The sequence below is a fragment of the Paenibacillus chibensis genome, from assembly GCF_004001045.1.
Lineage (GTDB): Bacteria > Bacillota > Bacilli > Paenibacillales > Paenibacillaceae > Paenibacillus_AQ > Paenibacillus_AQ chibensis.
In genome coordinates this window covers 75635-101250 of the sequence record NZ_BIMK01000002.1, presented here as the reverse complement: position 1 = coordinate 101250, position 25616 = coordinate 75635, and the positions used below count along the sequence as shown (strand labels likewise).

Annotated in this window: 19 protein-coding genes and 2 riboswitches; of the genes, 13 read left to right on the top strand and 6 right to left on the bottom strand. The window is 52.1% G+C overall.

What is annotated here, in order from left to right; translation table 11 throughout:
• Nucleotides 1–18: 18 nt before the first annotated feature.
• Nucleotides 19–894, top strand: a complete 876-nt coding sequence (locus PCH05_RS01990; RefSeq protein WP_127600138.1) for a carbohydrate ABC transporter permease — start codon at nucleotides 19–21, stop codon at nucleotides 892–894.
• A 188-nt stretch (nucleotides 895–1082) separates the two neighbouring features.
• Here the strand turns inward: PCH05_RS01990 and PCH05_RS01985 are convergent, their stop codons facing one another.
• Nucleotides 1083–2246: a copper amine oxidase N-terminal domain-containing protein gene (locus PCH05_RS01985; RefSeq protein WP_246049324.1), complete on the bottom strand. Its 1164-nt coding sequence runs from the start codon at nucleotides 2244–2246 to the stop codon at nucleotides 1083–1085.
• Nucleotides 2247–2755: 509 nt separating this feature from the next.
• On the opposite strand from PCH05_RS01985, the gene PCH05_RS01980 reads away from it, so the two are divergent.
• Nucleotides 2756–3826 (top strand): bifunctional 3-deoxy-7-phosphoheptulonate synthase/chorismate mutase, encoded by a 1071-nt coding sequence (locus PCH05_RS01980; RefSeq protein ID WP_127600136.1) that lies wholly within the window; start codon nucleotides 2756–2758, stop codon nucleotides 3824–3826.
• Nucleotides 3827–3882: 56 nt separating this feature from the next.
• Here PCH05_RS01980 and PCH05_RS01975 read toward each other — a convergent pair whose 3' ends face one another.
• The 3 genes from PCH05_RS01975 to PCH05_RS01965 are packed head-to-tail and all read right to left on the bottom strand — an operon-like array spanning nucleotide 3883 to nucleotide 7573.
• A complete protein-coding gene (locus tag PCH05_RS01975) occupies nucleotides 3883–5022 on the bottom strand; it encodes a Ger(x)C family spore germination protein (RefSeq protein ID WP_127600134.1) in 1140 nt (379 codons plus the stop codon).
• Nucleotides 5019–6122, bottom strand: coding sequence for a GerAB/ArcD/ProY family transporter (locus PCH05_RS01970; protein ID WP_127600132.1), 1104 nt, complete (start codon nucleotides 6120–6122; stop codon nucleotides 5019–5021). The genes PCH05_RS01975 and PCH05_RS01970 overlap by 4 nt, the downstream gene beginning before the upstream one ends.
• The gene (locus tag PCH05_RS01965) at nucleotides 6119–7573 is read right to left on the bottom strand and encodes a spore germination protein (protein ID WP_127600130.1); all 1455 of its coding nucleotides are present in this window, start codon (nucleotides 7571–7573) and stop codon (nucleotides 6119–6121) included. Before PCH05_RS01965 ends, PCH05_RS01970 begins: the two co-directional genes overlap by 4 nt.
• A 178-nt stretch (nucleotides 7574–7751) precedes the next feature.
• Here PCH05_RS01965 and PCH05_RS01960 point away from each other — a divergent pair, with 178 nt between their 5' ends.
• From PCH05_RS01960 to PCH05_RS01930, 7 genes are all read left to right on the top strand, one after another.
• Nucleotides 7752–8654: a LysR family transcriptional regulator gene (locus tag PCH05_RS01960; RefSeq protein WP_127600128.1), complete on the top strand. Its 903-nt coding sequence runs from the start codon at nucleotides 7752–7754 to the stop codon at nucleotides 8652–8654.
• 149 nt (nucleotides 8655–8803) lie between these two features.
• Complete coding sequence (locus tag PCH05_RS01955) at nucleotides 8804–9940, top strand: 5-methyltetrahydropteroyltriglutamate--homocysteine S-methyltransferase (RefSeq protein WP_127600126.1); 1137 nt, start codon at nucleotides 8804–8806, stop codon at nucleotides 9938–9940.
• 294 nt (nucleotides 9941–10234) lie between these two features.
• Nucleotides 10235–10441: riboswitch (cyclic di-AMP (ydaO/yuaA leader) on the top strand.
• A 72-nt stretch (nucleotides 10442–10513) separates the two neighbouring features.
• Nucleotides 10514–10670: riboswitch (cyclic di-AMP (ydaO/yuaA leader) on the top strand.
• A 151-nt stretch (nucleotides 10671–10821) separates the two neighbouring features.
• Nucleotides 10822–11646 (top strand): alpha/beta fold hydrolase, encoded by an 825-nt coding sequence (locus PCH05_RS01950; RefSeq protein WP_164766509.1) that lies wholly within the window; start codon nucleotides 10822–10824, stop codon nucleotides 11644–11646.
• Nucleotides 11647–11719: 73 nt separating this feature from the next.
• A complete protein-coding gene (locus PCH05_RS01945; RefSeq protein WP_127600122.1) occupies nucleotides 11720–13153 on the top strand; it encodes an AcpB/EbpR/MafR family transcriptional regulator in 1434 nt (477 codons plus the stop codon).
• A gap of 135 nt (nucleotides 13154–13288) precedes the next feature.
• Complete coding sequence (gene deoD / locus PCH05_RS01940) at nucleotides 13289–13999, top strand: purine-nucleoside phosphorylase (protein ID WP_127600120.1); 711 nt, start codon at nucleotides 13289–13291, stop codon at nucleotides 13997–13999.
• 58 nt (nucleotides 14000–14057) lie between these two features.
• A complete protein-coding gene (locus PCH05_RS01935) occupies nucleotides 14058–15239 on the top strand; it encodes a NupC/NupG family nucleoside CNT transporter (protein WP_127600118.1) in 1182 nt (393 codons plus the stop codon).
• A gap of 171 nt (nucleotides 15240–15410) precedes the next feature.
• On the top strand, nucleotides 15411–17819 hold the full coding sequence (locus PCH05_RS01930) for a penicillin acylase family protein (RefSeq protein ID WP_127600116.1): 2409 nt from the start codon (nucleotides 15411–15413) through the stop codon (nucleotides 17817–17819).
• A 141-nt stretch (nucleotides 17820–17960) separates the two neighbouring features.
• Here PCH05_RS01930 and PCH05_RS01925 read toward each other — a convergent pair whose 3' ends face one another.
• On the bottom strand, nucleotides 17961–19346 hold the full coding sequence (locus PCH05_RS01925; RefSeq protein ID WP_164766508.1) for a sialate O-acetylesterase: 1386 nt from the start codon (nucleotides 19344–19346) through the stop codon (nucleotides 17961–17963).
• A gap of 198 nt (nucleotides 19347–19544) precedes the next feature.
• Nucleotides 19545–20255 (bottom strand): alpha/beta hydrolase, encoded by a 711-nt coding sequence (locus PCH05_RS01920; RefSeq protein ID WP_371860503.1) that lies wholly within the window; start codon nucleotides 20253–20255, stop codon nucleotides 19545–19547.
• 581 nt (nucleotides 20256–20836) lie between these two features.
• Here PCH05_RS01920 and PCH05_RS01915 point away from each other — a divergent pair.
• From PCH05_RS01915 to PCH05_RS01900, 4 genes are all read left to right on the top strand, one after another.
• The gene (locus tag PCH05_RS01915; protein WP_127600110.1) at nucleotides 20837–21706 is read left to right on the top strand and encodes a C40 family peptidase; all 870 of its coding nucleotides are present in this window, start codon (nucleotides 20837–20839) and stop codon (nucleotides 21704–21706) included.
• A gap of 202 nt (nucleotides 21707–21908) precedes the next feature.
• Nucleotides 21909–23711, top strand: a complete 1803-nt coding sequence (locus PCH05_RS01910; protein WP_246049323.1) for a sensor histidine kinase — start codon at nucleotides 21909–21911, stop codon at nucleotides 23709–23711.
• On the top strand, nucleotides 23686–24888 hold the full coding sequence (locus PCH05_RS01905) for a response regulator transcription factor (protein WP_164766506.1): 1203 nt from the start codon (nucleotides 23686–23688) through the stop codon (nucleotides 24886–24888). Before PCH05_RS01910 ends, PCH05_RS01905 begins: the two co-directional genes overlap by 26 nt.
• Before the next feature lie 257 nt (nucleotides 24889–25145).
• On the top strand, nucleotides 25146–25613 hold the full coding sequence (locus tag PCH05_RS01900; RefSeq protein WP_127600106.1) for a NanQ anomerase/TabA/YiaL family protein: 468 nt from the start codon (nucleotides 25146–25148) through the stop codon (nucleotides 25611–25613).
• Nucleotides 25614–25616 lie beyond the last annotated feature (3 nt).

Below are 25616 nucleotides of genomic sequence, written 5' to 3'. Positions count from 1 at the left end.
ATTAGGGGTGTAATTGTTATGCAGCCAGCCATTCGCAATGGACGAGAAATCCAGCACACGAAGACGAAACGCCATTTCAATATGGGAACGACCTTCATGTATATTGTATTGACGCTCTGGGCTTTGACGACGATCTACCCGCTGTTCTGGATCGTGAACAACTCGTTTAAAGTATCCCGGGATGTCATGAACAAATCCTTTTCACTCGCTTTGGATCCCGTCTTTGTTAACTATACGACCGCTTTTGAGCGCATTAATATCGGCAGAAGCTATATGAACAGCTTGATTATGTCCTGCAGTACGGTATTGCTCGTGCTGCTGTTCGGCGGATTGGCCGCGTATGTGCTCGCCAGATTCACGTTTAAAGGAAAACGATTCATATACTCCCTTTTGTACGCGACGCTGCTCGTACCCGCCTTTGCCACGGTCGTTCCGGTGTATGAGCTGCTGATCAAGACAAGCCTGGTCAACACGTACTGGGGATTAATCCTGCCGCAGACGGCGGGCAACCTGACTTTTGCGACGCTCGTTATTGCCGGATATATGACTACGATTGCCAAAGAGCTTGAGGAAGCGGCATTTATCGACGGCTGCAACCGCTGGCAGATGTTTTTGAAAATCTTCATGCCGGTGTCCAGACCGGTGTTCGCTTCAGCCAGCATTTTCGTATTTCTGTGGTCGTACAACGACCTTTTCTCCGCGCTCATTTTCGTCAATAAAGAGAAGGTGCGTCCGATCGTTGCCTTGCTGAACGAAATCAGCTCGCAGTACGGTACGGATTTCGGCTTGATGGCGACGGCGGTCACGCTGACGGTCATTCCGATCTTGCTGATCTATGTGTTCATTTCCAAGTTTATTCAGAAAGGTTTGACAGAGGGCGCGGTTAAGGGATAAACCTGTGCCTGGAGAAGCAGCAGATGATTAGATTCCGTTTCACGAGACTATAGCTTCATCCAATTCAGTTTCAGCAGGAGAGCCATATTTATTGAGCAAGCTTTATATCATAAAGAGCTATTGAACGCAGCAAAGCCGCTAAACACACCAACGTGTATTTAACGGCTTTTTCGCTTGGGTGATTCCGCCTATTTAGGATCGGCCAGCGTATAATTATATTTAATTGTTTCGTTATTGTAGCTGTACGTAAAATTCAGCTTGTTCCCGCTGCGGCCCGTGAAGGTGAGCCGGTCTCCCGGAAACATCGTATCGGTCGTACCCTCGATTTTCTGGGCATCGTCGCCGTAAAACGTCTTGTACAGCTCGGTTTGGCTTCCCGTCCGGCGGTCAACGAGCGTCAAAATGCCGGACTGCGTCGAACGTATGAGGGCGATATCCGAATCCAGGGCTTCTACCGCATACGAGAGTTCTTGGTTATCGGAAGAACCCATCAAGCCCGGCAGATCGATCGTTTCAAGTACGTTTCCGGTACCGTCCTCAATCATGCGCAGGCTTTTTCCGTCGTTCAGCAGAAGTTTACCGTCCGTCCAAAGAGCGGATTTGCCGGCGGTATTATTCAGGCTGAGGTTGGACTGGCGGATTACGGAACCGTTTTTCAGCAAAAGGGTACATTCGTCGGAGAAAAGATGCGGCTCGCCGTAATAGTTGGAGACACGGACGACGATCAGTCCTTTGGGCGTTTTGTCGAATTTAAAATGGACAATGTCGAGGCCGGAGCCAAGGTTGGCAAGCTTGACCTTTTTCCCTCCGGATGAAGCATATAAGTCTCCGGTATTGTAAGAAACGGAATAGACCGTACCTTCGAATGTAGCCGATTGACCCTTGAAGGAATGCAGCTGGCCGGCCTGAAGCAGCTTTTTATTCGGATCCCAGGACACCGTGCCGCCCCCCAAGGCTTTCGCGACGAATTTGACCGGTAAATAGAGCTCGTTGTTTTTCTTGAATGGACTGCCGCCGAGGTCGACCGGCTTGCCGTCCAGCATGCCGCTAGAGCTGCCGACCCGGATCGCAAAGCTTTTGTCGAAGCCCGTGAACTGGGCCCGTTGCCCGGACTTGTCCCAAGTTAGCTGAAGTCCGGCATTATTCGTGATCATGTAGACGGGCAAATAAGAAACACCGTTCTTCATCACGGCCTCCTGACTCACCGTTGTCAGCCCCTCTGAATTAAAGGATAGCTGGATGCTAACCTGCGTTGATGCGCTTGCGGCCGATGCCGGAAGCAGTGCCGTAGTGGACAACGCCGACAGCAGCAGGAAGCTGGAAGCGTATGTAAGCAGCCGTTTGGTTTTCAATAAATTCCCTTCCTTTCGTTTGCCTGGAGATGAAGTCGTTATTTGTTTAGACGCGAGGGATGCCTGGAATGTTGCTTAAAGATGCCCATGGCCACTTGGGGAGCAAAGCTGCTTCAACAGAATAAAGAGTCACAGCATTACCTTAGATGCTTGCTTCGAGTTAACCGATTGTATTACAATGCTTTTAATTTATTGACGCATCATTATTCAAATTTGAAGAAGCAATGAAGGAAAGAGTAAGCGGAGCAAGCTCCTGACAGGGACGGCATGCCGATAGACTGGAAGCAGCCGAGGAACACTGTCCGCCGAAGTTCATTCCTGAGCCGGTATCTGAATGTCTGCTTCGATGCAGAAGGTAGGAATACCCGTATCCTTGCGTTAAAAGGTCTCAAGTGAGATATGCCGCTTATAGACGGGCATGTCTAATAAGGGTGGTACCACGACTCCTCGTCCCTTGGCGGACAGGGGTCTTTTTGTTTATATCCAGAAGAATAAAGGAGAGATTCGAGATGAGTCAGGGTAGATTAGAAGAGCTGCGCAATCAATTGGATGAGGTCAATCTGGAGCTGCTGGGGCTGCTGTCGAAGCGCGCCCGCATCGCGCAGGAGCTCGGAGCTGAGAAGGAAAAGCAGGGCGTTCCGAAATTCGATCCTGTGCGCGAGAAGGAAATGCTTGAGAAGCTGGTTGCGAGCAATGAAGGACCGTTCGAGCATGAGACGGTACGTCATTTGTTCAAACAGATTTTTCAAGCGACGCTGACGCTGCAGCAGGTTGACCATAAGAAGCATTTGCTCGTCAGCCGCAAAAAAAAGCAGGAAGACACGCTGATTTCATTGGGAGACGTGACCATCGGGGGCGGAAGTCCGATCATGATCGCAGGACCGTGCTCCGTGGAAAGCTACGAGCAGGTGCGGACGGTCGCGGCAGCTCTTAAAGAAGCGGGCATCACCGTGATGCGCGGCGGCGCGTTCAAGCCGAGAACCTCCCCGTACGACTTCCAGGGACTAGGCATTGAAGGGCTGAAAATACTGAAGGAGGTTGCCGCGGAGTTCGGACTCAAAACGATCAGCGAGATCGTCGATCCGGCGCATATCGAGCTGGCCTGCGACTACATTGATGTCATTCAGATCGGCGCAAGAAACATGCAGAACTTTGAGCTGCTAAAGGCGGCGGGAGATGTCAAAACGCCGATTCTGCTGAAGCGCGGCCTCGCGGCAACGCTGGATGAATTCGTGCACGCGGCAGAGTATATCGTATCGCGCGGCAATACGCAGGTCATGCTGATCGAACGCGGCATCCGGACCTACGAGAAAGCGACGCGCAATACGCTGGACATTTCGGCGGTACCGATCCTCAAGCAGGAGACGCATTTGCCGGTATTGGTCGACGTGACCCACTCGACGGGCCGCAAGGATATTCTTGCTCCATGTGCCAAGGCTGCCCTCGCTGCCGGTGCGGACGGCGTCATGGTGGAGGTTCATCCGGATCCGGCCACGGCGCTTTCGGATGCGGCGCAGCAGCTGAATATTCCGCAGTTCCATGATTTCTATGCTGAAGTCAAGAAATCTGGACTGATGTAATTCGCATCTGCCAGTAAGAATGAAAACAAGCGATAAGTCCCGTCCATCCGGGGGGATTATCGCTTGTTTTCTTCGGTAGAAGGATTAATCGAAGGTATTCTCATGATTTGCAGTCCGGTATTCTCCAATCTGGATTCGAGTTTAAAGTCAATGGACGCCGAACGGTACAGCTCAGGCCACTGATCATATTTGGAAGCGGGAAGAAGGCTCCGGAAATGGTTGCCAAGCTGGAAAATGTCGGACTGTTCCTTCTGGGTGCGCTCAAATACCCGGGTGGCCCGCTCTTCGAGCAGGCGGTTGATGGAACCCTGAAGAGATAACGGATCGATGCGTTCGCCGCTGGCAGAATCCATCAACGTCATGGTGAGTTTGGCGCGAATGCGGATGACCGGTTTGTTCCCTTTGACTTCGGCATGGACATGGGCTTTGGATTTCAGGATTTTGACATTCATTTTTTGCGCCGTTTCGATTTCGAATGGCACCATTTTATTCGTCACAATTTCATAGATCAAGGTTTCCTCGGGACTCAGCATGCCGATCATGCGATCTCCCCGGAAGTAACCGCTGCCTTGCAGCTTGAATAAAGTAACGGGGTCCTGGGTCAGCACGGGAACCAGGTTTTCTTCGAGCGGATTAAAATATCTTCGAAAGACCTCCCACAAATTGGTCAGGTTTTTTTGCGCCGTACCGCCTGCGTAAGGCTCGAAAAACAGTTTCGTATTGATGCCTGACAGCTCCCCGGTCGGATACGGTTTATCAAACATCATCTCCATGTCTCCGGAAATGAGAGCCACCAGTGTATCGAGGGGAAGCATTCGATCCCGGATGGAAAATTCCAGATGAGGCAGGAACCCTTTTCTCGCCAAACGCTGATCCAGAAAGATTGTTCTAATCTGGGAGAGGTCAAGCGATTTAGATAGTTTCATCCTTACGCTATCGAGCGCATCGACCACGGTATCACCAATCTGATTGATGGTGAGAAACTCCTTCCCCTGGCCTCCTCCAGCGGATTCTTTCGATTGGGGTAGGGGGATTCGCACCCATATGCGAACCTTTTCATCTGAAGTTTGTTCAATGCCCAGGATGGTAACCAGCAGCCGATTGTCGATGTCCTTGACATCCCAGCATCCCGAAAGCGGGAGCGTGAGCACGACTAAGCATCCGAGCAGCAACATGCGATGGAGTCTTGTTTTCATGGATGCGATTTCTTCCTTTCCGAAAACAGCGATTTAACGATGACGGCCAGCGGGAAGAGATACATCAGATAGAGATGGAAGGGAGAATCCCATTCGACGGCTTTTTCGATCCAATCCCATGAAGGAACGTAAAGCGTCGAGGCATATGTTGCCGCACCCACAATGACGTACAGCCATCGGTCATTCCAGCCCCGGAAAATGACGCGAAGCGCGGCAACGATCATATGGAGCAGCAACGCCAGCGTCAATATGACATACAGCATCGCGGAGGATATGAATACCGCGGTCAAGTTTTCGATCACCAGCCAGTAATGGTAGATAGAATCCATCTTGGAAATATAGGGTAAGGTCAGGTTGCGCGACATTTCTGCTCCGAAGGTTAAGACGGGCAAATATACCGTCCCCAGAATCAGGGGGAAAAAGCAAACGGATGCCGCAATATAAGGTTTCCACAGCTTCCCCGGCGTTTTCGTGAATTTCCCGCTAGCCGCCATATACAAGTAACCTGTCCAAATGCAGGAGGATGCGTAAAATTTGCGGTTGAACAAGAAGTCGCCTGTCGTATGAAGCCAGGGTTTACCAAGAGAAAACTCCACGTTGCTGAGTCCCAGCAAGGTTAACGCGAGCGAAATTGGAAAGCTGACCAGCAGGAAGATCATCCCTGTTCGCACGATTGAACCGATGCCGCCTGAAGCGAGAAATACGGCAATCCATATCACGCCTGCGATCACCCATGCAGGTGTTGTCGGTAAAATCGCCATGGAGATGATTTCCATATGGGCGCTGATCATGACAACCATCGAACGCCACATAAACCATATCAGGGGCAGGATGAATAATACGATCCCCGTCCATCCCAGTTCCCGTTTCACGATACTGAACGCATCTTCTCCCTGATGCAGAGCCAGCATCCGGCTGAAGAGCCAAGAGCCGGCGAGGCTTAAGGGCATCCAGATCAGGATCGGAATCCAAAAGCCGTGGCCGGTGGCGTGGATGACGAAATAGGGATACAGATAAAAGGAAATGGCTCCGAATACCATTATCTGTAGTCCGAAATATTGGGTCATCGAAAGCTGCAGCTGCGCTGACGAGGATTTCATGGCAGCTCCCCTTTTCCGATGTTCAGCCAATTCGTAAGCGAAAAGTGATGGGATTTGCCCAGTAAGCCCAGACTGCTTGATCGCGCTCTCGCATCCGGTCCGAGCGGCGTCAAATAGGAGATGCCAAAGGATTTCATCCGCGAAAGGCTGATGATGATGATGGAAAAGCAAAACACGATGCCCAGTATTCCCAGAAAGCTCGCTCCCGCCAATATAAAGTATTTCAATATGCGCTGCACCAACCCCATTTGGTAATCCACGACGATGAAATTGGTCAATGCGGTAGTGGCCGAGATGATGACCAGCAAATTGCTGACGATGTTCGCTTGGATGATGGCTTGGCCGAGGACGACGCCGCCGACCATGGTGACCGTCGAGCTGATCGATCGGGGCAGCCTTATGCCTGCTTCGACGATGCAGTCGAGCAGAAATAACATGAGAATGGATTCGATCCAGACCGGATACGGAACGCCTTCCCTGCCCGCCGCCGCGGCAAGGCTGATCTCCAGCCGGTTCACGTCGATGTTCACGGATGTAATCGCGACGTAGAAGCCTGGGAGAAACAGATTCATCATTAAGGCCATAAACCGCAGCAGCCTTAAAAAGACGGCGATAAAAGGAGTCAGGTATTGATCCTCGGCGGATTCCCAGAAATCGAAAAAGGAGCCCGGCGCGATGATCGAAAACGGCGTACCGTCCAGGAGAATCACGATTTTGCCGTTCAGCAGGGAGGCGGATACCCGGTCCGGACGCTCGGTCGTCACGGCGGCCGGGAACAAACCGGTTTTCGGGTTAAGCAGGCGAAGCATTTCGCCGGATTCCTGCAGCCCATCCGTTTGGATGCGGCTGATTTTATCACATGTATATTGAATGAGTCCCGGGTCGGTAATCTCCTCCAGATAAAGTACGCCTACTTTGGTGCGCGTAATATCGCCGACGGTCGTTTCCCAGATTTTAAGTCTAGGCGTTTGCATCCGCTGGCGGACCAATGCGATGTTCGTCAGGTAATGCTCATTGAAGGAATACATCGGTCCCTTGATAACATTTTCCGTTTGCGGCTGCTGCAGCCCCCGCTGGCGGGGATTTTCCGTATCCAGGATGATGCCGCTTGAGGAATCGTGCGTGCAGAGGATCGTCTTCCCGGCGCAGATCGCCTTCTCGCATGCCGGATAATCCCCAACCGTATATTTGGTGCCGGTATAGCTGTCCAGATTCGTTTGCAGCGCCTCGCCCTGGCCAGACTCCATGTGGAATTTGAGATGGTCTGACCCGCCCAGGGAGATCAGGGAGCAAAGATAGATTTGCTTCTCGTCTGCATGCCCCACGCAAACCGACTGGAAATCGGCGGCATTCTGAAATGCGCGTTCCAGGGATAGCAATAACGGATTTTGTTTATCGTAGGATAAGTGCTGAAGCAATGTCCGGTTATGCTGATCTTCCACTTTGGTCACCTACCTTCATTCACGCGCATGTCCTTCGCGGTTCTCCCCTAATTATTCCATGAAAAGAAATGATTTATGCTAAAGAGAAGCCTGGGAGAAAACCTGAGAACCTTCAACCTTTATCAGCGGATGAGGCCCGGATCTTTTATAATGGAATCATCCAAAAGCAAAGAGAGGGTCTGCCGCCATGACACTGCAGCAACTGAAATACGTCATCGAGATCGCCAACCGGGGGTCCATGAATGAAGCCGCGAAAAGGTTGTTTATATCCCAGCCCAGCCTTTCAAACGCGATCAAGGATCTGGAGGAGGAGCTTCAGATTACGATATTTGAGCGCTCCAACAAAGGCATCGTCCTCTCCAAGGACGGCGCGGAGTTTTTGGCCTATGCCCGCCAGGTGATGGAGCAGACGGAACTGCTGGAGGGCCGCTACCTGAACGCAAAGCCTTCCCCGCAGCATTTCTCGGTGTCGACACAGCATTACGCCTTCGCCGTCAATGCTTTTGTGAACCTCGTCCGGGAGTATGGTCAAGACGAATATGAGCTCGCGCTGCGCGAGACCAAGACCCATGAAATTATTCAGGATGTCAAAAGCCAGCGCAGCGAAATCGGCATCTTGTACCTGAACGAGTTCAACAGCAAGGTCATCAACAGGCTTTTAAAGGATGCGAATTTGAAGTTTACGAGCCTGTTTACCGCCAAGCCGCATATTTTCATCAGCATTCATAATCCCTTGGCCAAACAGTCCATCGTTACAGTAGAACAGCTGCAGCATTATCCTTATCTGTCGTTTGAACAAGGGGAGTTTAATTCGTTTCATTTTTCCGAGGAGATTTTAAGCACCCTGTCCCATCCGAAAAGCATTCGTGTCAACGACCGTGCAACGCTCTTCAACCTGTTGATCGGGCTGAATGGCTACACGATTTCGACGGGCGTGCTGAGCGCCGATCTGAATGGAAACGAAATCATCCCGGTGCCCCTGGATATCGAGGAGACGATTCATGTCGGTTGGATCAGCCATCAGAATGCCGCGTTGTCCAAGCTGGCGTCCGCCTATATTGAGGCACTGCATGCTGCCATTGCGGAGTAGGGAAGGGTCTGAAATATGGTGCTGGCATGCTTGGGGTATAGCTTTTGGCTATAACCAGCTATAGTTAATCAGAGTTACGTTATATCCGGAAATCTGTGCTATCGTTCTCATAACGAGATATGAAAACCACGGTTGAAGGAGAATGAACGATGAGTACAATTACAGAACAGGCTCAGCAAAGACAGGCAACCCCTTATAGACATGACCATGTAGGGAGCTTCCTGCGTCCGGAAGCATTGAAGGAAGCGCGGATTCGTTTTCAGCACGGAAAAATATCTGCAGCAGAACTGAAAAGCATAGAGGATCAAGAGATTATCAAGCTGGTCGAGAAGCAGAAAGAGGTTGGTTTAAAGGCGGTGACGGACGGCGAGTTCAGACGTTCCTGGTGGCATCTGGATTTTATGTGGGGACTGGACGGCGTTGAGAAGCAGACGGTAGACCGGGGCTATCTGTTCCAGGGGGAAGAAACGAGAGCCGAAACCGCGCGTTTGTACGGAAGAATCGGCTATACGGGGCATCCCTTCGTCGAGCATTTCAAGTTTTTGAAGCAGGCGGCAGGGGAGGACGTCATCGCCAGACAGACGATTCCGGCACCGGCCCAGTTCCTGGCCGAACTCCAGCGCGCGGAAAACAAGGAAAGCACGGACGCTTTCTACGGCAGCACGGAAGAGCTTGTTGCGGATATTGCCCAGGCTTACAAGGCGGCGATATTGGACTTTTACGAAGCGGGCTGCCGCAGCCTGCAGCTGGACGATTGCACCTGGGGCATGCTCTGCGACAAAAATTACTGGGGAGCAAGGCAGCAGGATGGCGTTGACGTTACGGAAATAACGAAGCTGTATGCGGCCGTCAACCAGGCGGCGATCTCCGGTCTGCCTGAGGATTTGATTGTTACGACGCATGTTTGCCGCGGCAACTATCATTCGACCTGGGCATCTGCGGGCGGCTATGAGCCGGTGGCGGAAACGCTGTTCGGCATCGATCATATCGACGCGTTTTATTTGGAATTCGATACGGACCGCGCAGGGGATTTTGCGCCGCTGCGATTTGTGAAGGATCAGCAGGTCGTGCTGGGACTGCATTCTTCCAAAACAGGTGAGCTTGAGGATAAGCAGGAGATCATCAACCGCATCAAGGAAGCGGCAAAAGTAGTGGATATAAACCACATCTGCCTCAGCCCGCAGTGCGGATTTGCCTCTACCGAGGAAGGGAACATTCTGACGGAAGAGGAGCAGTGGAGGAAGCTTGCTTTTATTAAGGAAATTGCGGATGAAATCTGGAAGTAATCCTCGCTCTGGCTGTCAATGAACTGAAAAAGAACCGCCCCTGAAGTATTTTTCGGGAGGCGGTTTTTTGCCGGTTATCGGCGTTGATGCCGATTCCTTTTATGATTACAGGGTAAGGTTCACTTAAACGAAAGCAAAAGGGAGCTAAATCAAGAAAAGATAAGACTTTCCCGGATAAGCGATGGCTTTCTCATCAAACGCAAGGAAAAAGCCATTAATTCTGTGTAACGCATGCTTTACAGTTTGCCTGCTCAGGCGTATATTCAGTTCATTGTTAGTCTTTTGAATGGTCGACATGGAATTACGCTGAATTTTCATTGTGAAAAGCGGGGGAACCACGAACGGCATCGAACGGGATTCTGCCAACGGGCAGGATCAGGTCGCATGCAAGGGGTGAATCGGGAGCAAGTCATGCACGCTAGGATGACATCGTGTTACCGTAGGGCAACTCTCACTGCCCGAATCCGACAGCTAACCTCGTAAGCGTCGCTAAGAGAGAGGAGTGAAACTGTGAGCCGTTAAACTACAGCACAGGGTATCCGCTCTGTGTTTTTGTGTGCGCAAATTAAATACATGTCTATATCGCTGAATTTCCGTTAAAGCGGAAAGCGGGGGAACCGGCCGTGACCAGGAACCGTTGTCACATGGGGTGAATCTCATTACATTGAGTAGGGCTACTCTTAAGCCCGAATCCGTCAGCTAACCTCGCAAGCGTATCAAGAGAGGCAATCTATACATGCGAACGATGATCAAGGCTTTTTTGGCCTTGCCCTGAAAAGCATTGAAGAGAGGTCCTCTTTTCAATGCTTTTTTTTGTTGTTTTTTATCTGCCTGAGGAGAGGCATCTTAGACATCATGCTAAGGTAGAGAGGAGAAGAACGTTGCCTAATATACAAGTGAACGGAACGACAATATATTACGAGATCCACGGCAGCGGTGCGCCGATCGTCTTTATCCACGGACATCTTTCAACTCATCATATGTTTGAGCCACAGGTCGAATATTTCAGCCAGAGAGCGCAGGTCATTGTGCTCGATTTGAGGGGCTACGGGAATTCCGGGAAATTAAACGTCGAAGTAGAGGATATCATAGATACCCAGTGCAAAGATTTAAACGATCTGCTGGAAAAGCTGAATCTGTCCAAGGTGACCCTCGTCGGCTGTTCCAGCGGCAGTCTGCTTGTGCAGAAGTTTGCGGCTGCATGCCCGGATAAGGTCAATGCGCTCGTGCTGGTGGACAGCTACTTTTTCGGCCCGTACGGAACCCGGAGCAGCCTGTGGAAATTTTTCGAAGCATGCAGCTGGCTGTCCTATTACCTTCCGGCCGAATTTTTCCTGAGGTCGCTGCGGGTAACGTACCACCGGTGGGTGCCGGCCTACAGCATTTTGAGGGATGAGCTGTTTCATAAGCGGCCGACGGAATCGATCAAGCAGCGCATGGCTTTGCTCAAGATCGACATGGATTCGAACTCGTCGAGGCTGCGGATGCCTATTTTATGCGTGGCCGGACAGCAGAGCGAATGGTTCGTCAAACAAATGAACAAGGCGGCTGAAATGTTCTCCTATGCTCAGAAGGCCGTGATCGAGGATGCCATTTATCCGAGCCATCTATGCCAGCCTCAGGAGTTTAACCGGATTCTGCTCAATTTCATGATTGATCAGCATATTTTCCGGAGAGAGCAGCGGATGGAGCAGCAGTGGGGCTGAGTCGGGAACTTGCAGACGGAATCATGCACGCGTACAGTAGATGAATGGAAAAGTTCGATGAAAAGGTGATGGCATGAACAAGGAATACAGTCAATTGAAATCGCTGCTGCATCTGCTGGACCGCGAAGAGCGCTGGTTTACGTTTGCGGAGATCGAGAAGGCGCTCGGCATTTCGGGCAAATCCGTCAAAAGAATGGTGGAGGAGGCGTCTTCGCTGCTTCCCGCTTCGATGCGCATCGAGGTGTCCAGGGGCAGGGGGATCATCTTCCACCGGGATCCGCATGGAGCGACCGTCCAGGAGGTGCTGGCAGCGCTGTTCAGAGAGACATCCTATTTTCGCTTGATGCAGCTGATGCTGACGAATAACGGAGAGGCTTCCGCCGAAGAAACGGCAGAGGCCCTTTTTATGAGCTTTTCGTCCTTCAAAAAATGGATCATCCGTCTCAACCGGGAGGAGCTGCGTCCGTTCCAGCTGCGGATGACGTATTCCGCGCCTTCGCTCAAGGGCAGCGAAATCCACATCCGGTATTTCTTGTGGAAGCTGTATGCCGAAGCCTACCCCGCGGCGGGGTGGCCTTTTCCCGGGATCGACGACCGCCTGCTGGATGGATGGGTAACGGAGATGGAGCGGGAGCTTGGCATCATTTACTTTTTGAATTCCAAGCGCAGTTTGTCGTTTCTGATGGCGATCGTGGCAGAAAGGGTCCGGCGCGGGCACTTGATTCAGCTGAACGGAGGTAACTATGCCTGGGACCGGAATGTATTCTACGGACCGGCGAACCGGTTGTCTGAAAAGCTGGCGGAGCGCTACCGGTTGAATATGACCTCGGAGGAGGTCTGTTTTCTGCAGTCCATGTTTGCGCTGAGCCAATATCACGTGCCGGACGGTGGTCATGAAAGCATAGGGCAGGTGCGTGCGCAGGAGGACGATGAAGCTAGCCGCATGGCTGATCAGCTGATCTCCCTGCTGAAAGAGTCCTTTCCCCTGCTGCAATCCGGAGAGCGATTCCGCGCCGAAATCGGCGAATTCATCGACAAGCTGCGGATCGATCATGCAATTCCCGAGCTCATGGCCGTCTCCCGCAGTCATCTGACTTCGTATGTCGAACAAGCGGAGCAGCCGATCTTCAAGGCTGTAACCGAAGTCATGGAGAGCTGGGGCAAGAGCTTCCCCGCCATTTCGTACAATGATTACCATCTGACCAAGCTCGCGTTCATCATTTGTTCCGGCCTCAAATATCGGAGCAAAAAGGCGTTTCTTATCGTCGGAGAGGAATTTTCCGTCCGCCATTACGTGGCCAATCTGATCAAAAGGGAAATCGGCGACGACCTGACGATCGAAACCTCGATATTGCACGGCCTGACCGACGAGATCGTCGCAAAGCACCGGATCGATTTCATCATCAGCACAATCCCCGTGGCTTTGAGCAGCATACCGACGGTCATTGTATCGACGATTCCGACGAAAAGGGATTTGGACAATATCCGGCAGGAGCTGCTGACGTAAAAGCGTTCATGGTCCTTTTTCTCCATCTTCCAACGGCTTAAATTGGACTATTATCCCGGGCGCTCTCCTTTTAAGATAAGTGTTGTAAGCGATTACGAAATCGCCTGCAGTCATTCTGAAGGGGGAAGTTACAACATGAGTATCCATCTGGAAGCCAAAGCCGGGGAGATCGCGGAGCGCGTCCTGTTGCCGGGCGATCCGCTCCGGGCCAAATTCGTCGCCGAACATTTTCTGGAGGACGTTCGCTGCTACAACGAGGTCAGGGGTATGTACGGCTACACCGGCTTATATAAAGGCATTCCCGTATCGGTGCAGGGCACGGGGATGGGGAATCCTTCGATTAGCATCTATGCCACGGAGCTGATCAAGGATTACGGCGCGAAAAGGCTGATCCGGATCGGCACCTGCGGCGCCATGCAGAGGGAACTGCAGATCCGGGACATCGTGCTGGCCCAAGCGGTTTCGTCCGACAGCAACATGACGGAGAAGATTTTCCTGGGGTGCAATTATGCGCCTTCGGCAGACTTCGGCATGCTGATGAAGGCCTATACGGAGGCGAAGGCCCGAAGCGCCAACGTGTCCGTGGGCAACATCTACAATTCCGACGAATTTTACCGGGAGACGCTTGATAGGCTTCATAAATTCATGGAGTTCGGCGTGCTGGCCGTGGAAATGGAAAGCACGGCACTCTATACCCTGGCCGCCAAATACGGCGTGAAAGCCTTGTCGATTCTGACGGTAGGAAGCCAGCTGCTCACAAATGAACGATCGGCGCATAAAGACAGCGAGCAGTCGTTCAACCAAATGGCGGAGATCGCGCTGGAGACCATTATTGCGGAAGAATAGGGCACGGATTTCCAGTTCATTGTGATTGGATTCACAAATAAGCCGGGGGAGGACTACCATGAAATACGTGATCGCTTTGCTCGGGCTGGCCGTTGTCCTGGGATTTGCCTGGATCGCCAGCTCCGATAAGAAAAATATCAAGTTCCGTCCGATCGTCATCATGATCGCCTTGCAAATCGTGCTCGGCCTGATCCTCCTGAAGACAAGCATCGGCGAGCTCCTGGTCAGGGGATTCGCGGACGGATTCGCCAAAATCCTGAATTTCGCGAATGAAGGCACCGATTTCGTGTTCGGCGGCATCGTGAACGAAGGCATCCATTCGTTTTTCTTTCATGTACTGATGCCGATCGTCTTCATGTCGGTGCTCATCGGCATCCTGCAGCATTACAAAATTCTTCCATTCATCATCAAATATATCGGTCTCGCGCTGAGCAAGATCAACGGCATGGGCAAGCTGGAATCCTATAACGCGGTCGCATCGGCGATTTTAGGACAGAACGAAGTGTTCATTTCCATCAAAAAACAGATCGGCCTGCTGCCGCGCCAGCGCCTCTACACCTTATGCGCGTCGGCCATGTCCACGGTGTCGATGTCCATTGTCGGCTCGTACATGACGATGCTGAAGCCGGAATACGTCGTGGCCGCGCTGGTCCTCAACCTGTTCGGGGGATTCATTATTTCCTCGATCGTCAATCCGTACCGCGTCCAGCCCGAAGAAGATATTCTGGTCGAGCAGGAGGAGACCAAGCAGACCTTTTTCGAGATGCTCGGCGAATATATCCTGGACGGCTTCAAAGTTGTCGTCATCGTTGGCGTCATGCTGGTCGGCTTCGTTGCGCTCATCTCGATGATCAACGGCATTTTCAGCGGCATTTTCGGAATTTCGTTTCAAAATATTCTCGGTTATGTGCTCGCGCCGTTCGCATTCCTCATGGGCGTTCCGTGGCATGAGTCGATCCAGGCGGGAAGCATCATGGCCACCAAAATCGTGGCCAACGAATTCGTCGCCATGCTCGACTTTGTCAAAATCCAGGGCGGCTTCAGCGAGCGTACAAGAGCGATCGTCTCCGTATTCCTGATCTCCTTCGCCAATTTCGGATCCATCGGCACGATCGTCGGCGCTGTCAAAGGCCTGAACGAGAAACAGGGCAACGTGGTCGCCGGCTTCGGGCTGAAGCTGCTGTACGGAGCCGCGCTGGTGAGCTTTTTGTCGGCAACGATCATCGGTTTGGTATTTTGATGATAGATGAAGGAGTATGAAATTAAGCTTCAAAGCCCCCTTTCGCCTCAGGCGGAAGCGGGTTTTTTTTGTCGGAAAAAATGAATGGTCATTCATCTTGTTTGTAAGCGCTTTACATCCTATAATGGATGGGAATCCATAAATAACCAAATATGTCTGGGGGAGTCCTGCATGAAGCTGTTGGCCGCGGTGACCGTTCCCGGCTTGAAGCCGCGCAAAAAGCGCTGGCCTCGCGTCGTTGGAATCATTGCTCTGATCATTGTTCTATTGATTGCCTGCGCAGGGGGATACGTATATTGGCTGGTCGACAAAAGTCTGCCCGTCATCAAGGGAGAGCTTGCCGTTGCCGGACTCGAGAAACAAGTGACCGTATGGAGGGATGATGCCGGCGTGCCCCACATCGAGGCGCAAAGCGAACATGACTTGTATATTGCCCAGGGATACGTCACGGCACAGGACCGGTTGTTCCAAATGGATTTGAGCCGGAGGCAGGCTTCCGGACAATTAAGCGAAGTGGTGGGGGCCAAGGCGATCGACCGCGACAAGGTCTTCCGCAGCTTCAGCCTGCGCCGGGCTGCCGAGGCATCGCTCAGCGCCTATTCGGAGGAATCAAAGCAGGTACTGGAATGGTACGCGCAGGGCGTCAACGACTACATAAAGCAGGCTGAGGCAAAGAAAGCGCTGCCGGTCGAATTCACGATTCTGGGTTATCAGCCGGCACCATGGGAGCCCGTCGATTCGCTCACGATCGGCAAATACATGGCGTATGATTTGGCTGGCAACTGGGAGGGGCAGGCATTCCGGTATGCGATGGCGCAAAAGCTGTCGCCGGAGAAGCTTCAGTCCTTGATGCCGACTTATCCGAAGGATGGCGCAACGATCATTCAGGCGCTGAAGGATCATCCGCTCGATTTGAGCGGGCTCGCGGCCGCGGCGGTCGTGCCAAACCCGTTTAACGGCAGCAACAACTGGGTCGTGTCGGGCGAGAAATCGGCATCGGGCAGCCCGATGCTGGCCAATGATCCCCATCTTGGGCTGGCCACGCCGTCCATTTGGTACGAGACACATCTGTCCGCTCCGGACGTGAACGTCAGTGGCGTCATTTTTGCCGGGGTTCCGGGCATCATCCTCGGGCATAACGAGCAAATCGCCTGGGGCGTCACGAATCTGGGGCCGGACGTGCAGGATCTATACATCGAAAAAAGAAATCCCGACAACCCGAACCAATTCGAGTACATGGGAAAATGGGAAGATGCCAAAGTATATAGGGAAGAAATCAAGGTGAAAGGCGAAGCTCCGGTGCCTTACGATGTCGTCGTGACAAGACACGGCCCGATCATTTCGGAGTTCGCCAAGGACCAGCAGAAGGAGACGGCGCTCGCGATGCGCTGGACCGCGCTCGATCCGACGACGGAGCTGGAAGCGATCCAGCTGTTCGCCAAAGCTGAAAATTGGGACGATTTTAAGAAGAGCCTGGAGTATTTTGATGCTCCCGCGCAAAATTTCGTTTTTGCATCCAAGGACGGCACGATCGCGTACCGGGGCAACGGCAAGATTCCGATCCGCAAAAATGGCGACGGTTCGATTCCCGTTCCGGGCTGGACGGATGAGTATGAATGGACGGGATATATCCCTTGGGATGAGCTGCCGACGACGGTAAATCCGCAGGAGGGATTCATCGCCACCGCGAATAACAAAGTGATCGGGGATCGCTACCCGTATCATTTGACTGACAGTTGGGCCCAGCCGTATCGTGAGGAGCGCATTCAGCAGGTGCTTGCGGGCAAGGATAAGCTGACGGTCGAGGATCTGCAAAAGCTGCAGTTTGACCGCAGCAATCTCCAGGCGGCAGAGTTCGTGGATGGGCTGATCGCAAAGGTGCAGGAGAACCCGTCACTGCGTAATATCGACCAGGAAGTATTGAAGATATTGCACAACTGGAATAAGGTAAATGATCCCGACCAGGCTGCTCCGCTGGCGTATGAGCTGTGGATGCAGAAATTCGATGATGTGCTGTTTAAGCCTGACATCAGCGATGACATGATGAAGCTGTTCAACAATAAGGCGATCGTCAAGGATGAGATGCTCCGCAAGTCGCTGCAGGGCGACCCTGAGCCTTGGATCGATGATCAAGGCGGTCTGGAGAAGGTTGCCGTAAAGGCCCTTCAGTTGGCCGTTGACCAGGCGGTATCGCTGCAGGGCAAGCATCCTGACAAGTGGCAGTGGGGCAAGTTCCATCAGGTGGATTTTCCGCATCCGCTCGGTTCGGTGAAGCCGCTCAATCTGATCTTCAACGCCAAGGCCACCGCCATGGGCGGCGGCCGGGTCACGGTAGGCGCCGCAGGCTGGGATGCGGAGACCGGTGAAGTGGACCACGGCGCACCGTGGCGGACGGTCATCGATCTGGCGGATCCGATGCGGTCTTATAACGTCGTTGGCCCGGGACAGTCCGGCCATGTGCTCAGCCGTTGGTACCATGATCAGGTGGGCGATTGGACGACCGGACAATACCATACCACCAGCATCGTACCGGCGATTTACCGAAGCGCAGGAAATGAGCTGAAGCTGATTCCGGAATAAAGCAGTGGATCAAGCGGAGAGAAAAGCAGCCCCCGGGCTGCTTTTTTGCGTTCCATGAGCTGGAGGCGTATTCGACGCAAAGCGCAGGAGAATGCCTTATTCCAAACAAAACCATTCCCTATTTCGCGTTATATCTTGGACTCATTCTACCGGGAAATGGTAAAAGGCGAGCATGGGCAAATACGTCGAGCTGTCCAGCGGGAGATAGGAAGAGGGATTTTGTTCATAGGCGCCGTGAACGTAAGCCCTGCCCCGAATTTTACGAGACAGCGTTATGCGTAAGGAGGCAGGGCCTGTTAGGATGCAAGTCGCGGCAGGTAGATTTCCCTGTTCATCCTCCACGGTGAATACCGTTTCGAGCGGGCCAGTCTTGAGAAGATTTCCTTGGACATGGTTAAAGGACATTTCAATAACCGACGGCGTAACAAGTCTTGCCGATTGGATCTCCGGCGCGCGGTAGATAACAGGCTTGCCGTAGACTTGCGCCAGCGCCGCTCTCGCCATCCGCTCACCGATCAGCAGGTTGCCTGCAGGGCTGTTATGAATTTCATCGGTTAGCGGGCAGTCCAGCGCCGGAACGACGGTCACATGGGGGATCTCGCATGCAGCTCTGCGTTGGTGCTCACGCACCGTTCCCCATGACATATTGCTTTCTTCCGATACATTGGACGATGTATGGCGGTTCAACTGAACGGTCAATACCGGCAAGTCTTCGTTTCCAAGCTCCTTCCGAATCGACTCGACCATCGAGCGGAATCGGGGCAGATATGTGGAGGATTCCTTCGGCGTACAGTCCGTACAGCCTTGATACCAAAGTATGCCTCGTATGTTGCCGCCCACGGCAAGAATTGTTTCCAGCATCAGCCGGTAAAGCATGCCGTCTTCCTCCGGATTCCATTTGCTCAGCGCGGAACCTCCATGAGCCATGGGAATAAGACCTACCGGCCAACCTGTTTCTCTTTTGACGATCCTGGCAAACGATAGAAAAGGCGAGTACCCGGGATTGGCATTCTCACGGTTTTCCATATGAATACTTTGGGTTGAATCATTAAAAGGGTGGGCAGCCAAATCCCATTCTCCATGATGCCGCAGCAGATGAATGCCAAGCTCCGGAGGATCGTTCACAGGGCCTTTGCCATAGCCAGCCGCATTGCTCTGGCCGGCAATGACCCATAGATCACCGACGCCCAGATGGTGGATCATATCTCCCCGGGTATACCATTCTGCAGCCGATTTTCCATCCATCTGCAGCGAGGTCTCCAGCCGGTACAAGCCCCCTGCTGGAATGTTCTCCAGGTACAAGTCCCATGTTCGGGTCACCTGATCGGTGTACGCGGGCATCCAGTTTACGATATTTTCGGAGGTGTCCTCCTTAACGATTCTTGCGTAAACTTGACCGATGGTACTGCCGTCTTCCGGAGGAATCCAGGCTCCCTGAAGCTTCACAGAGGCAAAGCCATCTTTTTGCTGCAGAATCGTCCATGGCATGGGGCCTTGCGTAATGATCGTACCGATTTGTTGATTCATCCGTTGTAACAGCTCCTTTGCAGCGGCGGCAAATAACGCCATTTCATTATATACATGCCGTTTTCTTTTTCGGTTTAGGTCGCTAGACCCTGCTGGAAATGGAATTATCTAATTTAGAATAGCGAAATTCAGACAATTTCCCTGGAAATATTCATCAATTCGATATGCTGCGGGAACCATCGATGCATTTTTCAATGACTACCACTTTTGAATAAATTGGTGATGCTCAAGCCAATTGGCGCAGCAGCCGAGCCACTGGCGGCATGATGCATTATCCTCCGAGAGACCGAGACCGTGACGGCCTGACTCGAATACATGCAGTTCAAAAGGAACCTTTGCTTTGGAAAGCGCGGCAGCGAAACGCATACTGTTCTCCACTGGCACGGCTCCGTCATCGGCTGATGTCCATAAGAAGGTCGGCGGCGCATGACGGTCTACCCGTTGGTCGGCGGAATAGCGGGCTACCAGTTCCGCATCGGCATCTTCACCCAAGAAGCGGGAACGGCTGCCCTGATGCGTATAGTCCTCCTCAAACGTGATCACCGGGTAGCTGAGGATCAGTAGATCAGGTTTTATCTTGCCTGTCACGGCAGTGATTGCGGCAAGATGTCCGCCAGCAGAGAAGCCGATCATCCCGATTTGATTCGGGTTAATCGCAAGCCCGAAGGAAACCTCAGGATCACGGGCCCAGCTCAGCGCATCCTCAACATCCTGAATAAGCGAAGCCGGTTCGATCGTCTCCTCAAGTCGGTAATGCAGTACGCCTGCATGCATGCCGAGCTCGTTGAACCATTGTGCGATGGGCTCTCCTTCATGATAAGCCCTGTTCTGGTACCCGCCACCAGGCAGTACAAGCATAAAAGGAAGCGCTCTCTCATCTGCTGATTCAGCTGGATATAAGGTGAGAATTGAGGAGTCTGAGACAGCGGGGTCCTTCGGAGTCTCAGTAAAATGGCAAACCTGAAGCATAAGTTTTTCCTCCTGATCCTTGGAATGGAATATGTAATTGTCCGAAGCGTTATCGCAGGCGAACTCTACAGCCATGGCTCCCCCAAGCTGCATGTCAACAAGGGCCGCTTCACGTATCATTGTACCACCAACACAGGCCGAGCTGAAGGTTAGCACTGGAATCTGTGAATAATCGCTCTTACATGCAAGCCGGACTTGCATACTCGTTACGCTTCACCGATTCAAACGGCTGAAAATACAAACAAGCCTCAAGCACATCCCCGGAGATGTGCTTTTTGTTTTATCGGATTGCGCTTAAAAATTACAAAATAGTAATTTTTCCTGTAAATCCATATTCCAGGAAGAAAAAGGACCTAAGACCTACATTTACCCATAATTTGGAGTGGGAGTCCGCGAAAATAGCACCATGTGATATGGAGGATGCTCTGAGATAATGAGAACAGATAGAGGTAACTATCCAGCTTCGCGCAGAAGTATGATCTATTGGTTACAAAAATGTAATAACTTTAAGGAGGAACTACATGATTAACATCAAGAAAAGCCTGCTCGGTTGCCTGGCTATTTCCGCGGCCATATCGGCAGCCGTCATTCTTCCGTCCCCCTCGCATGCGGCAGCGGCCAAAACGGTCGTACAAGCAGCGGCCACAACGCAAACCGGCGTGATTCAAGCATCTGTAAGACTCCGGGACAAGCCTTCGCTGTCAGGCAAGGTACTCGGCTATCTGAAAGCCGGCGAGCAGGTGAACATACTCGAGAAGAGCACCTCTTATTTTTATAAAGTGAAGACTTCGGCCGGCAAGACCGGATATGTCAGCACGGCCGATCAATATATAAGCGTAGGCAAGGCATCTGGAGGTTCATCCTCCGGTTCATCCGCAGGCTCGTCTAAGCCGGAAGGAAGCACATCCGGTTCCACTTCGGGATCTTCGTCCAATTCCTCGCAAAGCGCATCTGCGGCAATCGAGAAGGTAATCCAAACAGGGATGAAATATTTGGGTACGCCGTATGAGTATGGCTCCGACCGCAATACGACAAAGACATTCGACTGCTCTGACTTCACTCGCCAGATCTTCAAAGAAGGGGCGGGCGTGGTGCTTCCTGCTGATTCCCGCCAGCAGGGGACATGGATCAAAAACAACAGCACGTCTGTGACCAGCATCGACAAGCTGAAACGCGGCGATCTTGTCTTCTTCATGAGCTATAAAGGCTCCAGCAGCTCGGCTTACGCAGGCATCAATAAATCCTCGGAGCGGATTACGCATGTAGCTGTGTATTTGGGGGACGGAAAGCTTCTGCATACCTATTCCCAGAAAGCCGGGGGCGTGGTCGTTACCGACTTTACGAATTCCTGGAAGTATCGCTTTATGTATGGAGGCAGCGTCTTGAAGTAAGGCGTGTTGATGCAAAGGACCGGAGGAAGCTCCGGTCTTTTTTGCCGTTACGTGTGCCAGGCGGATCGGGCATTGCTAGCTGAACGCGGAGACGGAGCCTACTTGCATAATTTTATATACTGCCCCTATAATTGAAATCTGGTATGATATCGCTTACAACCCACCAAGGTTCAGTCAGCATCCGGATAAGGGAGCGAGTATGATGGGAAGCCTGAAAAAAACATGGGGCCGTTTGAATTCGATCCGCAACAAAATATTTTTCTCCATTCTGATGTTTCTGATCATCCCCTTTCTTTTGACCTTCTATTTTATGGACAAGCCTTTGGAGAAGGTGATTGAGCAAAAGATCGGCCGTTCCGCGCAGGACGCGCTGTACCTGGTGAATTTCAACGTTCAATTATTTCTGGAAGAGATGCTCCAGTCCTCCGTCAACATTACGATCAATCCAAGCATTACGAAGCTGCTGAAGGATCCTGATGCCTACAGTAAATACGAGAAGCTTCGTCTCAACGATACCGTGCTGAACCGGCTGTTCAGCTCCTATTTTTCCAATTCGTACGTCACCTTGTTTGACCGGGAAGGCAACTGGCTCAGCACGAGCTACATGTTCGACCCGCTGCTCCACGGCTATCTGGATTCACCGTGGTATCAGGACATGATGAAGAAGCCTTACCAGATCAAATGGATGTTCAACAACAAGGACTTGATGTACGCCGACCGGAAGCCGCTCATTACGCTGGTCAAGACGATTACGGAGCTGCAAACCAATGAAAATACCGGCATGATCGTATTCAGCGTGCGGGAAGAGGATATCCGGAAATATTTGACCGGGCTTGAAGGGGACACCTATCTGGTGGATGCCGGCGGAACGATTGTGTCGAGTCCGGAAAAAAATCAAATTGGGCGGAGCCTGCTGCAAGAAGCCTATATGCCGAAGGTGTGGAAGTCTGCTCGAGGACAGGAGATTATCGAGAAGGACGGTCAAAAGTGGATCGTCAATTATGATACGGTACGCATCAACAGCTGGAAGATCATTCAGATCGTGCCGTATGACACGGTATTTAAAGAGATTTTTGATATCCGCAAAACGAATCTGCTGATCTTTTTCGCGATTTTCGTCGTCTTTTCCTTCATCACGATCTCCATCGCATACAGCATATCCAAGCCGCTTAAGCTGCTGCGCAAAAAAATGCGGGAGCTGGAGGACAAGGAATTTTATTCGAACATAGCCGTTACCGGGCCGCAGGAGATTTCATCGCTGATCGAAACCTACAACCGGATGGTGCGAAAAATACGCGGTTTGCTGGGCCGGGTGAAGGATGAATACGAGCAGAAGGAAGACATGCGCTTCCGGGCGCTGCAGGCGCAGATCAATCCCCATTTCCTGCTGAATACGCTGAATAATATCAAATGGATGGCCTATATCCGTAACGATAAGGATGTGGGCGACATGCTGTCCAATCTGGGAGGCATTCTGGAAGGAAGCATCGGAAGAGGCGGCAGCCTGATCACCCTGCGGCAGGAGCTGGATTACATCGAGAATTATATTGCTTTGATGAAAATGAGCCATCCTGATACAATATCGGTTAATATCGACGTTCCGGATGAGCTGATGGATCAGGAGGTCATCAATATTATGCTGCAGCCGATCATCGAAAACTGCCTGGTGCACGGACTCCAGACGAAGTCGGGAGAGGGCCGGATTACGATACAGGCTTGGCATGACGAGGACGATTTTGTATTGCAGGTCGCAGATAACGGCACGGGGATGACCCCGGAGAAGCTTGAGGAAATTCGGAGACGGCTGGAGGCAGGCTCGGCAGCTCCGGCACCGGAAAGAATCGGCATTAAAAATGTGCATGAACGGATCAGGCTTCAGTACGGTGACGCTTATGGCATCGCTCTGAGCGGCAATCCGGATGAGGGAACGACCGTGGAATACAGACTGCCGATTAGAAAAGCGCAAAAGGGGATTGGCGATGACACTAAAAGTGATGCTGGTTGATGACGAGCTGCTGGTACGTTTAGGAATCAAATCGTTGATCGATTGGGAAAAGCATGGTTTTGAATTCATCGGAGACGCTCCGGACGGGGAAAAGGCGCTGGAGCTGATGGAGCAAAGCGTGCCGGACATTCTGCTGACAGATATCGTTATGCCGCGCATGAACGGGCTTCAGCTGATTGAGCGCGTGAGGGCTCAGTATCCGAGCATGCTGATTATCGTGCTGAGCAGCCATAACGAGTTCGATTATGTGCGCAGCGCGATGAAGCTTGGCGTTGAGGACTACATGCTGAAGACATCCATGAAGCCGGACGAATTGCTGGAAATTTTGGTGGAGGCTGCCGGGAAAATTGCCCGTACCAACGTCAAGACGCAGCCGGAAGCGGCCGCAATTAGCGCCAGGCAGGATACGCGCATGGATGAGGTGACGGACTGCGTCCGCAGCATCCTGACGGGGGATCCGGCTGGAGCCGAGGTGCCTGCCGGTCTACGGCTGCAGCCGCAGTGCATGCTCCTGCTGCTTCATGTGCTTCATACGAGGGACGGCGGTCCGGAAGCATCCGCCATGAAGCTGCTGGAGCACCTGGTCCAGACGGAGCTGGAAGCCCTGCTTGACAGCCATCCGGTCACCGTGGACAGCCGTGACATCGCGGCGGTGCTTGCCGTACCGGAAGAGAAGCTTCCGGATTTGGACAGACAGATCAGCGGGCTGGTAAGCTCCGCACAGGTGCTGCTCGGCATCTCGCTCCGGGCTGAAACGGCGGGGCCGCTCTCTGCATGGGAAGAACTGCCCGGCGCCTATGCCAAGACGAAATCCGGGATTCTCGATCAAGGCATGCAGCTGACCTCCCGCCAGGATATCAATTCTTTGCTGACCTATATCAAGGACAACTTGACGCGGGATATTTCGCTGAAGGAGGCGGCCGAGCGAATCAATATCAGCGAAACCTACCTCAGCACGATTTTTAAGAAAGAAACAGGCATGGGTTTTACGGATTGGATCAATACGATGCGCATCGAGCAGGCCGCAAGTCTGCTGATGGAGACGAGCCTCCCAAGCTACCTGATCGCGGAACAGGTGGGGTACGAGAATATCAACTATTTCGGGAGGCTTTTCAAAAAAATGAAGGGCGTCAGCCCGCAAAAATACCGCGCGCAGTTTCAGAAAACGAAAGTTTAGCGTGTCTATGCGACCCTCCTGCATCCGCAGGAGGATTTGTTTTTTTACCTATCCAAAAATAGTGAACATCCCATCTGAAAAAAGTGAATGCAGACGTCATCTTCATGTAAGCGTTTTAAAAATCTTGAATATAAAGCTGATAATTTTGTTCCTGTTTGTGCTTTTGTATCACAGCTATACTTTTCCTATAAGCCTTTCACATCCAAGCACATTCTGAGAGGCCGTTTTAATTCAGCCGTAAGGAGGAATCCCACAGCATGATTGTCTCATCGCTATCGCACTGGCCACAGGAAAGAGAGTATGCGCATCCCGTGCTGCGCAAGGCGATTGATTTTCTGCATGACACTGATTTCAGCCTGCTGGACGAAGGGAAATACCCGATATGGGACCAGGACATGTACGCCCTGATCTCGAAGATCCGCACCAAGCCGGCTTCGATGCAATCGGCGGAGAAACATGAATGCTTCCTGGACATCCACTTTGTCATTGAAGGGGAAGAGATGATCGGCTGGCAGCTGCAAAATGACCAGACCATACCGTTTGAGAGTCATCCGGACAAAGATTATTCGCTTTATACGGAGCTCGGGGAAGAGTCCATGATCAGGCTTGCGCCAGGCATGTACACCGTTTTGTTTCCTGAGGACATTCACCGTCCGGGGCTGACGGAGGCCGAGCCCTCCGATGTCAGAAAGGTCGTCATCAAGATCAACCGCAATCTGTTTTAAATG

What these genes read in the sequence shown, in the direction of transcription:
- PCH05_RS01930 (WP_127600116.1), top strand. Translation starts at nt 15,411, where the DNA reads ATGAAGCTGTTGGCCGCGGTGACCGTTCCCGGCTTGAAGCCGCGCAAA.
- PCH05_RS01915 (WP_127600110.1), top strand. Translation starts at nt 20,837, where the DNA reads ATGATTAACATCAAGAAAAGCCTGCTCGGTTGCCTGGCTATTTCCGCG.
- PCH05_RS01945 (WP_127600122.1), top strand. Translation starts at nt 11,720, where the DNA reads ATGAACAAGGAATACAGTCAATTGAAATCGCTGCTGCATCTGCTGGAC.
- PCH05_RS01905 (WP_164766506.1), top strand. Translation starts at nt 23,686, where the DNA reads ATGACACTAAAAGTGATGCTGGTTGATGACGAGCTGCTGGTACGTTTA.
- PCH05_RS01955 (WP_127600126.1), top strand. Translation starts at nt 8,804, where the DNA reads ATGAGTACAATTACAGAACAGGCTCAGCAAAGACAGGCAACCCCTTAT.
- PCH05_RS01960 (WP_127600128.1), top strand. Translation starts at nt 7,752, where the DNA reads ATGACACTGCAGCAACTGAAATACGTCATCGAGATCGCCAACCGGGGG.
- deoD (WP_127600120.1), top strand. Translation starts at nt 13,289, where the DNA reads ATGAGTATCCATCTGGAAGCCAAAGCCGGGGAGATCGCGGAGCGCGTC.
- PCH05_RS01910 (WP_246049323.1), top strand. Translation starts at nt 21,909, where the DNA reads ATGGGAAGCCTGAAAAAAACATGGGGCCGTTTGAATTCGATCCGCAAC.
- PCH05_RS01975 (WP_127600134.1), bottom strand. Translation starts at nt 5,022, where the DNA reads ATGAAAACAAGACTCCATCGCATGTTGCTGCTCGGATGCTTAGTCGTG.
- PCH05_RS01935 (WP_127600118.1), top strand. Translation starts at nt 14,058, where the DNA reads ATGAAATACGTGATCGCTTTGCTCGGGCTGGCCGTTGTCCTGGGATTT.
- PCH05_RS01970 (WP_127600132.1), bottom strand. Translation starts at nt 6,122, where the DNA reads ATGAAATCCTCGTCAGCGCAGCTGCAGCTTTCGATGACCCAATATTTC.
- PCH05_RS01980 (WP_127600136.1), top strand. Translation starts at nt 2,756, where the DNA reads ATGAGTCAGGGTAGATTAGAAGAGCTGCGCAATCAATTGGATGAGGTC.
- PCH05_RS01900 (WP_127600106.1), top strand. Translation starts at nt 25,146, where the DNA reads ATGATTGTCTCATCGCTATCGCACTGGCCACAGGAAAGAGAGTATGCG.
- PCH05_RS01925 (WP_164766508.1), bottom strand. Translation starts at nt 19,346, where the DNA reads ATGAATCAACAAATCGGTACGATCATTACGCAAGGCCCCATGCCATGG.
- PCH05_RS01990 (WP_127600138.1), top strand. Translation starts at nt 19, where the DNA reads ATGCAGCCAGCCATTCGCAATGGACGAGAAATCCAGCACACGAAGACG.